Annotated in this window: 8 protein-coding genes; 7 read left to right on the top strand and 1 reads right to left on the bottom strand. The window is 43.7% G+C overall.

Annotated elements, in window-relative coordinates; translation table 11 throughout:
- Positions 1–161: 161 nt before the first annotated feature.
- The 5 genes from WMO28_RS00200 to ybaK all read left to right on the top strand — a co-directional run bounded on the left by WMO28_RS00200 (position 162) and on the right by ybaK (position 6,040).
- On the top strand, positions 162–758 hold the full coding sequence (locus WMO28_RS00200; protein WP_178641291.1) for a zinc dependent phospholipase C family protein: 597 nt from the start codon (positions 162–164) through the stop codon (positions 756–758).
- A gap of 266 nt (positions 759–1,024) precedes the next feature.
- A complete protein-coding gene (locus tag WMO28_RS00195) occupies positions 1,025–2,905 on the top strand; it encodes a C40 family peptidase (RefSeq protein ID WP_349055715.1) in 1,881 nt (626 codons plus the stop codon).
- Between the two features lie 80 nt (positions 2,906–2,985).
- Complete coding sequence (locus WMO28_RS00190) at positions 2,986–4,194, top strand: transglutaminase domain-containing protein (RefSeq protein WP_349055714.1); 1,209 nt, start codon at positions 2,986–2,988, stop codon at positions 4,192–4,194.
- 64 nt (positions 4,195–4,258) lie between these two features.
- Positions 4,259–5,536, top strand: a complete 1,278-nt coding sequence (locus WMO28_RS00185) for a hypothetical protein (protein WP_349055713.1) — start codon at positions 4,259–4,261, stop codon at positions 5,534–5,536.
- Between the two features lie 24 nt (positions 5,537–5,560).
- Complete coding sequence (gene ybaK, locus WMO28_RS00180; RefSeq protein WP_349055712.1) at positions 5,561–6,040, top strand: Cys-tRNA(Pro) deacylase; 480 nt, start codon at positions 5,561–5,563, stop codon at positions 6,038–6,040.
- Between the two features lie 185 nt (positions 6,041–6,225).
- Here ybaK and WMO28_RS00175 read toward each other — a convergent pair whose 3' ends face one another.
- Positions 6,226–7,866 carry an ABC-F family ATP-binding cassette domain-containing protein gene (locus WMO28_RS00175; RefSeq protein WP_349055711.1) on the bottom strand — a complete coding sequence of 547 codons (1,641 nt, stop codon included), beginning with the start codon at positions 7,864–7,866 and terminating at the stop codon, positions 6,226–6,228.
- A gap of 258 nt (positions 7,867–8,124) precedes the next feature.
- Here WMO28_RS00175 and WMO28_RS00170 point away from each other — a divergent pair, with 258 nt between their 5' ends.
- Together WMO28_RS00170 and nifJ are read left to right on the top strand one after the other, a co-directional pair.
- A complete protein-coding gene (locus WMO28_RS00170; RefSeq protein WP_178645340.1) occupies positions 8,125–8,538 on the top strand; it encodes an Rrf2 family transcriptional regulator in 414 nt (137 codons plus the stop codon).
- Positions 8,539–8,797: 259 nt separating this feature from the next.
- Entirely contained in the window at positions 8,798–12,343 is a 3,546-nt protein-coding gene (nifJ, locus tag WMO28_RS00165; RefSeq protein WP_349055710.1) for a pyruvate:ferredoxin (flavodoxin) oxidoreductase, read from the top strand.
- Positions 12,344–12,410: the final 67 nt, after the last annotated feature.

The raw sequence follows: 12,410 nt of genomic DNA, 5'->3' as shown, positions 1-12,410 counted from the left end.
TTTCACACAAACTTTATTTGCCTATTTTGAAAAATGGTGCTATAGTAAAGTTGGTTCCGACAAACGAATACTTTATGGATTTCAGCGAGTGACCGGGCGGAGCCATTTTACTGTTGTAGCCGGTCATGATCTGGATCAGGAAAGAAGGAAGAGGGAAACAATTGCGTAAAAAATCACATATACTGTTAGGCAGATACCTGGCTGACCAGATGTCTGAGGTGTATAGTCTTCAGCAGCACAGAAAAGCGTTTTGCTTGGGTAACATCATGCCGGATCTGAAACCGTCGTTTCTTACTACAAGACACGAGTTCTATGGAACTTTCAATCAGCTTCAGAGTAAGATGAGAGAACTGGTTGAACGGAATCCGGAAGTGGACAATGCCAGAGTTTACTGGCGCAGGTTCGGTGAAGTCATGCATTATATGGCTGATTATTTTACTTTTCCTCATAACAGAACATACAAAGGAAATCTTGCAGAACATAATTCCTACGAGGCTGAACTGAAGAACCGCCTGAAAGAGTGTATCTTAAGCGGCAACGCAGACAGTCAGCTGGAAGAAGCGAAGCAGTTCGACAGCTTTGAGGAACTTGTGGAATATATCCGTGAGCGTCACGCATATTACCTGGAGAGTCCGAGATGTATTGCAGATGATATCCGTTTTATCCTGCGGGTATGCTATCAGGTAGTACAGGGAATTTTCCAGCTCTGTGTCAGAAGACAGTTTCATATGGAAGGTCAGCCGGTCATTGTGGCCTGAAAACAGTATACGGCAGAGACTGCAGTGTGTAGGCACTGCAGTTTTTGTGTTTTTATATTTGGAAAAGATTTTTGCAAAAATGTGAATAAAAAGTGAAAAATAAATAAATTGGAGAGGTTATACTGCCAGAACGGTTGATTTCATAAAATTCCTATGATAAAATAAGCAAAGTAAAACTTTAAGTTATCTAATATGGTTTAAGGCAGACCTTTATTATAGGGGAAGTAAAGGGATGTTCAAGGAAAGAAGGGAGCATCTTATTAAATATGAAGAACAAGTACCTGAATAAGTTTTTATGCATCACGACGTTATCAGCTATGGTACTGACATCACCCGCTGGGGTTATGGCTTCAGAGGAAACAGGGACTGTTGTCAGTGATGACAGTGGCGAAACGATGCCATCGGAACCGACTGAAACACCGGAACCGGAGCCAATAGAAACACCGGAACCAGAGCCGACCGCAGCGCCAGAGCCAATAGAAACACCGGAACCGGAGCCGACAGCAACACCGGAGCCAATAGAAACACCGACACCAGAACCGACCGCGACGCCGGAACCAACCGCGACACCGGAACCGACAGCAACACCGAAGCCGACTGAGACACCGGATAGTTCTGAAACGGTGCAGGATGTTATTAATAAGATTAATGCACTGCCGGAGAGTATTACCGTGCAGACAAAAACGCAGATTCAGGAAGCTCGTGCAGCATATGAAGCATTGTCAGATTCAGATAAAGCCAAGGTTACGAATTATTCTGTCCTTGTATCAGCGGAAGAAAAACTGGCAGCAATTGCTGGTGATACTAAAAAAGATATAAAGAAGTCTGAAGATACTAATAAGGATTCTGAAAAAGAAAATAAAGGAAATAATGCTACTGCGACACAGATAGGAAGTCCTGTATATTTGACAAATATGGTATCTAATCTTCATGCAGGAAAAGAATTTTATCTGGACAGCCTGAAAAATAATTACAATCTTACATTTTCTGACGATTTTGCATCTGTGATGGATCAGATTGAGCAGGAATATAAAGAAAGTAACAAACTTACAGATGATACTATTCTGGTGCGTAACTGGCAGGATATTCTGGCGGTATATGTATACCGGCAGAGTCAGAATGGAGTGTCATCATTTAATATGGATGCGTCCAGTAAAACTGAACTTGCGAAGATATTCGCAGAAATGAATCCAATCGTGAGAGATAAACAGGATATTACTAAAGTGTCCTATGGAAATCTTAAGATCAATTATTACATCAAGAAGAATAATATTTCAAAAGCAGATCGAACGATTCTTAAGAAATATGTTGAGACAGACTGCGAATTACTTTGTGCGGTTGTTACAGCGTCCAAAGGATTTGTAAGAGAAAGCGTTGGAGATAATGTTTCAGAAGATCGAGTAGATGTAATTACAGCTGCATATTCTCTGGTTGGTAAAGTTGGATATTTTTGGGGTGGTAAATCCAATGCTATCGGCAGTGACCCGAGCTGGGGAGCTGTTGAGAAGGTTACAGCAGAGGGAAGTAAAAGCTCTGGTACATTGCGGGCATACGGCTTGGATTGCAGTGGATTCGTAACTTGGGCAGTGATTAATGGTTACCAGGATCCGGGCATGCAGTCTGTTGTTGGTGATGGAACCTCTGATCAGTGGGAAAAGGCTAATGTGGTCAGTGAGGCAGATGCTAAACCTGGAGATCTTGTATTCCAGAGAGGACCGGAAGCAGGAAGCGACAATCATGTTGGTATTCTGTGTGGTAAGACAGATTCAGGAGATTGGATTGCGGTACATTGTTCTTCCAGTAAAAATGGAGTAACTGTAGGAGAAGCTTACAGTGCGAGTTTCCGTTATATTAGACAGCCGTCTTTCTACAGTGATGAAACCGTTGAAGAAGTAGCTGATGAAGATACCATAAGTGAGACGACAGAAACAGCACTTACAGATGTAGTAAAATCCAGTGCGTTAAAAGAAGTGCTGGCATCCGGAGATTCGGCTGATAATAGTGATATTCTTGCTGATTTTAAGAATACAGCATTGCAGGATGAAGAAGAGGAAGAGATTGTTGAAACTCTGACACTTGATCAGGAAGATATCGAAGATACAGTGGATACATTTGATGACGTAGAAACACTGGAACTGGAAAATTAAGAGACAGCGACTGAAGAAAGGGCAGTCTCCTGCGGGAGACTGTCCTTTCTTACAATATTTACAGAGTAAAAGGAATTTAAATGGAAAAAAGATTTTTTTGTTGTTTAGCAGCAATGATAATATCGACATTTATTTTATGGCAGCCTTGCTATATTCAGGCAGGAACGCTGAATAAAATATGGTCTGCAGCTAAAGAACTCTGGGAAGAAGAACCACAGGAAGTTCGGGACTTAAGAAATATGGATGTGGCGCAGACAGATGAGGAACATCAGGAATACTATTTCAAGCAACTTTCCAAAGACGAACAGCGGGTTTACAGAGAAATTTTGAAAGGAATTCGCGACAGAAAAGAACAGTTTTATCTGACGCTTGCTGATGATGATAGTATTGACCGGACTTATCATGCTGTTTTGAAAGATCATCCGGAAGTATTTTGGGTGCATAATCGCAAAAAAATTTACAAAACTACATATTCTGATCGGAATTATTGCCTGTTTACACCAGGATATACTTATTCAAAAAGTGAGATTGAAGAAATAAAAACTGCCATGGAAGAAAGTTATCAGGAAGTTGAAAAACGGATTCCTGAGGGCTCTTCTGATTATGAAAAAGTTCGTATAGTATATACCTATGTGATTGATAATACCAGATATGAGACCGGAGAAGATGATCAGAATATAGCCGGAGTTTTCTGGAAGAAATCAGCTGTCTGTGCGGGGTATGCGGGAGCTGTTCAATATCTTTTGGAAAAACTTTCGATTCCCTGTATTTATGTAGACGGAAGTACAAGAGAAAGTACAGAGGGACATGCCTGGAATATTGTAAAAATAGGAGAATCGTATTATTATGTAGATGCAACTAATGGTGATCAACCGGATTTTCTGAATGGAAATGCTTCACAATTGGAAGAGCATAAAACGATTATTTATGATTATCTCTGCCCGTTTCCGAAAGAATATGAGAAAATGTATACACCATCTACAGAACTGAACGTTCCGAAATGTACAGCGGAAGACCTGAATTTTTATGTTTTGAACCAGGGCTGTTTTGATATTTATGACTGGCAGACAATTTATGATTATTGTAAAATGCGTCTGGATAATCAGGCGGCGGTAGTACGTTTTAAATTCAGTAATCAGGAAGCGTTTGACGCAGCGTGTCAGGAATGGCTGGATAGTGGTGAGGTTCAGAATGTGGCACAGTATTATATGAAATTAAATGGGCTTACACAGGTGGAATACCACTATGGTGTACTGGATGATTTTTATACGATATATTTTATTTTCTGAGAGCAGCAGGAACAGCTGATTAAAGTTGGCCGAGAGCTGATCATGGAAGGAAAGGAGAAATAATATGAGTATGGATATGTTGTCAAGAGTATTTGACATTCTGCAGCGGGTAGGAGGTATGGAACAGATTAATCGATTTATGATGGCTATTTATGGAGTGATTTGCGTTTTTGGTCTTCTGAACTGTATTCTTGGATATCGTATCCTGCGATTCTGGATGATGCTTTTTGGATTTCTTATCGGTGCTTGCACCGGATTTGGAGTGACTTATCTGTCTGGTGTTAATGATTGGAAAATGATCATTGGTGCTATGGCGGGACTGGGCGTTGTTCTGGCTATTGTTTCATTTCTGATTTACAGAGCCGGAATTTTTGTACTGGGATTTGGTATCGGAGTTTCGTTGAGTATTTATCTGGTGCATCCGACAAGTTCTTTTACTTTTTTTCTGTGCCTTCTGATTGGTGTGGGACTTGGGATTCTGGCAATGCGCTATGCAAAAGGTGTGATTATCATTGGTACCAGTGTTCTTGGCGGCATATTGGCAGGGGTTTCTCTGGCACAGCTTGGCGGGCTTGCACAGTTTCCGTATGGTGTGGGAATAGCTGCTGGAATTGCAATTCTTGGAATTGCGATTCAGTTTGCAATCAACAGGGAACGCGATGATGACGATGAGGATGAAGAAAAACCTGAGGAGAAAAGTGATAACTGCACGAAAAAGAGGAACACAGTGTCTGATAATACATCTTATGATAACCGTGACAGACAGAATGTTTCTTCTGAAAAACGTTCAGGACGTGATGATGAGAAAAGGAGAAATGACAATCGTTCATATCGCAGGAACGATGAAAGCGATAGAAAGAACTCTCGTTTGCGTGAAGAATCAGAAAGAGAAAGGCGTTATACAGAACGCAGAAATTCTTCTGAAAACAGACATAAAGGTAGTGACAGAAAGAGCAACACAGGTATTAATGTCCGAAACAGTTTTTCCGAGAGCCGTAAAAAAACCAGGGGTTCTTCTGACAGGAGCAGAACCGGCGGTCGTGATCTGAAGAGTTCTGATAATCGGGATCGAAGCCGTAGCAGATATTCCGATAAAGGCTATTCAGAAAGAAAGAATATAAGTACAGGCTCATTCAGGCGATCAAGATATGAAGATCCCGATGATTATGATATTCGCGACTCCCGGGATGTTTCGAAGGATGTTGAATATGATAGCGAATATATATCGGATATGGATACATATGAAAATTTTGAAGAAGATCAGCAGAGAAAACGTCGGCTGGATATTGAAAATATGGCAGACTTTGAGCTGGATGACTACGATGAATGGGAAGACGATTAAAAGAATACCTGAGGAGTGACAGAAATGGGAAAAGAAGCTAAAACAAATGCAATGAGAATGCTGGACCGGAAAAAAGTAAAATACGAGGCAATCACATATGACTGTGGCGAGTTCATAGACGGTATCCACTGCGCGGATATTACGGGAGCGCCACATGACCAGTCTTTCAAGACCCTTGTTATGGAGGGGAAAAGCGGCGGTTATTATGTATTTGTGGTGCCGATCGAGAAAGAAGTAGACCGTAAGGCAGCAGCGAAGGCTGTGGGAGAGAAGACGGTAGATATGATTCATGTCAAGGATCTTACAAAGATCACCGGTTACATTCGTGGTGGCTGCAGTCCTCTTGGAATGAAAAAGAATTATCCGGTAGTTTTTGATCAGTCTGCGGAAAATTTCGATGAGATTTACGTAAGTGGAGGAAGAGTAGGACTGACACTGAAGGTTCCGTTGAAAGATCTTCTGGATGTGACAGGAGGCAAGCTTGCACCGATCACTATGGCGTAATTGACCCGAATCAGATAAACATCAAAAACGGAGTGTGAATATCAGATCGCACTGATCGAAAAGAAAAAGCCCTGCCGGCTGTAAGGTAACATCCCCCCGGGATATGACTCCCGGGAATGTTCCCTTGCAGATAGCAGGGCTTTTAATATTCTTAATGTAACAGGGAAAAGATTAAGGACTGTTTCTTAGTTGTCCTGTGCATCCTCCTCGTTAACCTGGAATACATGACGTTTCTTAGCCATCTCATCGCTGGCAAGATACTCGTCGTAGGTTGTGATCTTATCAACAAGTCTGCCGTTTGGAAGAATCTCCATGATACGGTTGGCTGTTGTCTGTACGAACTGATGGTCGTGGGAAGTGAAAAGGATCACGCCCGGGAACTTGATCAGTCCGTTGTTCAGTGCTGTGATGGATTCCATATCCAGATGGTTGGTCGGCTCATCCAGGATCAGGATGTTGGCGCCGGAGATCATCATCTTGGAAAGAAGACAGCGAACTTTTTCGCCACCGGAAAGAACGCGGACACGTTTCACACCATCTTCACCAGGGAAGAGCATACGTCCAAGGAATCCACGAACATAGGTCGCATCTTTGATCTCAGAGTACTGTGTCAGCCAGTCTGTGATCGTAAGGTCATTGTCGAACTCATGTGTGTTGTCCTTCGGGAAATATGCCTGGGAAGTGGTAACACCCCATTTATAGTTACCTTCATCCGGCTCCATCTCACCTGTAAGGATCTTGAAGAAAGTTGTAATCGCCTGCTCGTTGGCACCTACAAAAGCAACTTTGTCTTCGCGGCCGAGGGTGAAAGAGATGTTATCAAGAACCTTAACGCCATCAATGGTCTTGGAAAGATTCTCGACCATAAGTACCTCGTTTCCGATCTCACGGTTCGGGCGGAAATCGATGTATGGGTATTTACGGCTGGACGGACGCATGTCGTCGAGCTGGATTTTCTCCAGGGCACGTTTACGGGAAGTTGCCTGCTTGGATTTGGAAGCATTGGCGCTGAATCGGGAGATGAACTCCTGAAGTTCTTTAATCTTCTCCTCTTTCTTTTTGTTTGCTTCTTTCATCTGTTTGATAAGAAGCTGGCTGGACTCGAACCAGAAATCATAGTTTCCGGCATAAAGCTGGATTTTACCATAGTCGATATCAGCGGTATGTGTGCAGACCTTGTTCAGGAAATAACGGTCATGGGATACCACGATGACTGTATTGTCAAAGTTGATCAGGAATTCTTCCAGCCATTCGATCGCCGGAAGATCCAGATGGTTGGTCGGCTCATCAAGAAGAAGGATATCCGGGTTTCCGAAAAGTGCCTGTGCAAGAAGAACTTTGACTTTCATACTACCGGTCAGATCAGCCATCTGTGTGTAGTGGAACTCTGTGTCAACACCAAGACCATTGAGAAGAGTAGCAGCATCGGATTCTGCTTCCCATCCGTTCATCTCTGCAAATTCACCCTCAAGCTCGCTGGCGCGGATTCCGTCCTCGTCTGTGAAATCCTCTTTTGCATAGATGGCTTCTTTTTCTTTCATGATCTCGTAAAGGCGGGCATTACCCATGATAACAGTATCCAGTACCGGGTAAGCATCATACTTGAAGTGATCCTGCTGCAGGAAAGAAAGCCTCTGGCCAGGTGTGATCACGATATCGCCCTTGGTCGGCTCGAGCTGTCCGGAAAGAATCTTGAGGAATGTAGATTTACCTGCGCCGTTGGCGCCGATCAATCCATAACAGTTACCTTCTGTAAATTTGATGTTAACGTCTTCAAACAGCGCTTTTTTACCAACGCGCAGTGTGATGTTGTTTGCTGAAATCATATCATACCTCTTTTTTCAAAATAATCAATATCGCTTCAATTACATAATCGTCCTTTATTGTACCGTAAACTGGAAAATTTGCAAGCTGTATTTTTGCTTTTTACATTAAATAAAGTAAAAACAGGGAGATTATCATGAAATACAGGAAAATAATAACCTTTTATTATTGAAAAAAATGCGTTATACTGACGTATGTGATGATAAAAACAGGAGATCATCATAATTTAGCAGCTTAGTTGAACAGAAGAGAGGTCAGAGATGTTTATCACCAGAGAAAGCGATTATGCGATGCGGGTTGTCCGCGCACTAATGGGAGAGACACGTTTGAGTGTCAGTGATATCTGCGGGAGGGAAGCAATCACAGCACCTTTTGCCTACAAGATACTGAAAAAGCTTCAGAACGCAGGGATCGTTCAGGGATACCGGGGAGTTCATGGCGGTTATGCTCTGAAGAAAGACCCGGCGGAGCTGACGTTATATGATATATATACGGCGATCGATTCCGATATGTCGATTATTGAATGCCTGAATGGCAGATGTGAATGTGTCAGAAACGGACAGAATGGTGTTCCCTGTCATGCCCATGATGAGCTGAAGAATATTCAGGATGAATTATGGACAATGCTCCGGCGAAAATCCATGCAGGATCTTTTTGGAAAGGATGCCGAGTGATTGATTATAAGTCAGGGCAGACTGAGCAGGAGAGATACAGACATATGAGTGAAAAAGAGCTTATCCGGACAGTAATTTTTCCGGAGGGCTCTTTTTTGATTTGTCAAAAAGATAACAACGTTTGTTTCTGATAATGTACAAAAATAGATGAAAGAAAATGGACATTGCTGGGAATGTATGATATAATAACCAATGGAATTTTAGGCTTCCGCAAGTCTAAAAATATATTTTTAACAAACCTTTAAGGAGGAATTAAAAAATGGCAAGAAAGATGAAAACCATGGATGGTAACCATGCAGCCGCTCATGCATCATACGCTTTTTCTGATGTAGCTGCTATTTACCCGATTACCCCTTCATCTGTAATGGCTGAGGCAACAGACGAGTGGGCAACTCAGGGAAGAAAGAACATCTTTGGACAGGAAGTACAGGTTACAGAGATGCAGTCTGAGGCTGGTGCAGCAGGTGCTGTTCACGGTTCTCTGGCAGCAGGTGCCCTGACTACAACTTATACAGCTTCCCAGGGTCTTCTGCTTATGATCCCGAATCTTTACAAGATTGCTGGCGAGCAGCTTCCGGGTGTTATCAACGTATCTGCCCGTGCACTTGCTTCCCATGCACTTTGTATCTTCGGAGATCATTCCGACGTTATGGCCTGTCGTCAGACTGGATGCGCAATGCTTTGCGAGTCTTCCGTACAGGAGGTTATGGACCTTACACCGGTTGCTCATCTTGCAGCAATCAAAGGAAAAGTTCCGTTCATCAACTTCTTCGATGGATTCCGTACATCCCACGAGATCCAGAAGATTGAGACCTGGGATTATGAAGATCTGAAAGATATGGCAGATATGGATGCTATCGCAGAGTTCCGTAACCGTGCTCTGAACCCGAATCATCCATGTCAGAGAGGTTCTGCTCAGAACCCGGATATCTTCTTCCAGGCAAGAGAGGCATGTAACCCATATTATGACGCTCTTCCAGCAGTTGTTCAGGAGTATATGGACAAGGTTAACGAGAAGATCGGAACAGACTACAAACTGTTCAACTACTACGGAGCTGCTGACGCTGAGCACATCATCGTAGCTATGGGTTCCGTAAACGATACAATCGAGGAGACAATCGATTACCTTATGGCAGCTGGCAAGAAAGTCGGTGTTGTTAAAGTTCGTCTTTACAGACCATTCTGTGCACAGGCTCTTATCGATGCAATTCCGGATACAGTTAAGCAGATCTCTGTTCTTGACAGAACAAAAGAGCCAGGAGCACTTGGCGAGCCTCTGTATCTTGATGTTGTTGCAGCTCTTCGTGACAGCAAGTTCAGTGATGTTAAGATCTTTACAGGACGTTACGGACTTGGTTCCAAAGATACAACACCTGCACAGATCGTAGCAGTATACGAGAACACTGAGAAAGAGAAATTTACAATCGGTATCGTTGATGATGTTACAAACCTTTCTCTTGAGACAGGTGCACCACTTGTTACAACACCAGAGGGAACAACAAACTGCAAGTTCTGGGGACTTGGAGCTGATGGTACTGTAGGTGCTAACAAGAACTCCATCAAGATCATCGGTGACAACACAGACATGTACGCTCAGGCTTACTTCGATTATGACTCCAAGAAGTCCGGCGGTGTTACAATGTCTCACCTTCGTTTCGGTAAGAAACCGATCAAATCCACATACCTGATCCACAAGGCTAACTTCGTTGCATGTCATAATCCGTCCTATGTTAACAAATATAACATGGTACAGGAGCTTGTTGACGGAGGTACATTCCTTCTGAACTGTGCATGGGATATGGAAGGACTCGAGAAGCATCTTCCGGGACAGGTTAAAGCATTCATCGCTAACCACAATATCAAATTCTACACCATCGACGGTGTTAAGATCGGTATTGAGACTGGCATGGGACCGACACGTATCAACACAATCCTTCAGTCCGCATTCTTCAAACTTACAGGAATCATTCCTGAGGAGCAGGCTATCGAGCTTATGAAGGCAGCTGCTAAAGCTACTTACGGACGTAAGGGTGATGACGTTGTTAAGAAGAACTGGGCAGCTATTGATGCCGGCGCTAAGCAGGTCGTAGAGGTTCAGGTTCCGGAGAGCTGGAAGAACGCTGAGGACGAGGGACTCTTCATGTCTCACGCATCCCACGGTGCTCAGGAAGCTCAGGACTTCGTAAACAACATCCAGTGCAAGATCAATGCTCAGGAAGGTAACAGCCTCCCGGTATCTGCATTCAAGGATTATGTAGATGGTACAACACCATCCGGAACAGCTGCATATGAGAAACGTGGTATCGCAGTTAATGTTCCTGTATGGGTTCCGGACAACTGTATCCAGTGTAACCGCTGTGCATATGTCTGCCCGCATGCTGCAATCCGTCCGGTTGCAATGACAGCAGATGAGACAGCTAACGCACCAGAGGGAATCAAGACACTTCCACTTACAGGAATGAAAGACTATACATTCACAATGACTGTATCAGCTCTTGACTGTACAGGATGTGGTTCCTGTGCGAATGTCTGCCCAGGAAAGAAAGGCAACAAAGCTCTTGAGATGGCTCCACTTGAAGCTAACGCAGAAGAGCAGAAATACTTCGATTACGGTGTAACACTTCCTCAGAAGGAAGACGTTATCGCTAAATATAAAGAGACAACTGTAAAAGGCAGCCAGTTCAAACAGCCGCTCCTTGAGTTCTCCGGCGCTTGTGCAGGTTGTGGTGAGACACCATACGCTAAGCTGATCACACAGCTCTTTGGTGACAGAATGTACATTGCAAATGCTACAGGATGTTCCTCTATCTGGGGTAACTCTTCACCATCTACACCATACACAACAAACGCTAAGGGACAGGGACCTGCATGGTCAAACTCTCTGTTCGAGGATAACGCAGAGTTCGGTTATGGTATGCTTCTTGCACAGCGTGCGATCCGTGGCGGTCTGAAAGAGAAGATCGAAGACCTTGTAGCTAACGGAACAAACGAGGATGTTAAGGCAGCTGGTCAGGAATGGCTGGATACTTACGCTGTAGGCGCAACAAACGGTGCAGCTACAGAGAAACTCGTTGCAGCTCTTGAGGCTTGCGGATGTGACAAGGCTAACGAGATCCTTGCACAGAAAGACTTCCTCTCCAAGAAATCCCAGTGGATCTTCGGTGGTGACGGATGGGCTTACGATATCGGATTCGGTGGTGTTGACCATGTTCTTGCAAGCGGACGCGACATCAACGTTATGGTATTCGATACAGAGGTTTACTCCAATACAGGCGGACAGTCTTCCAAGTCTACACCGACAGGTGCGATCGCTCAGTTCGCAGCAGGCGGAAAAGAGACTAAGAAGAAAGATATGGCATCTATCGCAATGAGCTATGGCTATGTATATGTAGCACAGATCTCCATGGGTGCTGACTTCAACCAGACTGTAAAAGCTATTGCAGAGGCAGAGGCATATCCGGGACCATCCCTGATCATCGCTTATGCTCCATGTATCAACCATGGTATCAAGAAAGGTATGAGCAAAGCTCAGACAGAGGAAGAACTGGCAGTTAAGTGCGGATACTGGCACAACTTCAGATTCAATCCGGCTGCTGAGAACAAGTTCAGCCTTGATTCCAAGACTCCGGATATGGAGAACTATATGGACTTCCTGAACGGAGAGGTTCGTTACAACTCTCTGCAGCGTCAGAATCCTGAGAAAGCCGCAAGACTGTTCGCTAAGAACGAGTCTGAGGCTCAGGCTAGATATGAGTATCTGCAGAAACTTATCACTCTTTACGGAGCAGATAAGAAAGAGGACTAATTACTGATCAATAGTTACTGTTTACACAGTGTGCTTGCTGATTAAGCATTAGGTGAGAGGCCTGCGG

Source organism: Blautia aquisgranensis (assembly GCF_040096615.1).
Lineage (GTDB): Bacteria > Bacillota > Clostridia > Lachnospirales > Lachnospiraceae > Blautia_A > Blautia_A aquisgranensis.
This window is presented reverse-complemented; position numbering and strand designations above follow the sequence as displayed.

Coding starts and splice junctions, on each gene's coding strand:
- WMO28_RS00195 (WP_349055715.1), top strand. CDS start 1,025: ATGAAGAACAAGTACCTGAATAAGTTTTTATGCATCACGACGTTATCA.
- WMO28_RS00190 (WP_349055714.1), top strand. CDS start 2,986: ATGGAAAAAAGATTTTTTTGTTGTTTAGCAGCAATGATAATATCGACA.
- WMO28_RS00185 (WP_349055713.1), top strand. CDS start 4,259: ATGAGTATGGATATGTTGTCAAGAGTATTTGACATTCTGCAGCGGGTA.
- ybaK (WP_349055712.1), top strand. CDS start 5,561: ATGGGAAAAGAAGCTAAAACAAATGCAATGAGAATGCTGGACCGGAAA.
- WMO28_RS00175 (WP_349055711.1), bottom strand. CDS start 7,866: ATGATTTCAGCAAACAACATCACACTGCGCGTTGGTAAAAAAGCGCTG.
- WMO28_RS00170 (WP_178645340.1), top strand. CDS start 8,125: ATGTTTATCACCAGAGAAAGCGATTATGCGATGCGGGTTGTCCGCGCA.
- nifJ (WP_349055710.1), top strand. CDS start 8,798: ATGGCAAGAAAGATGAAAACCATGGATGGTAACCATGCAGCCGCTCAT.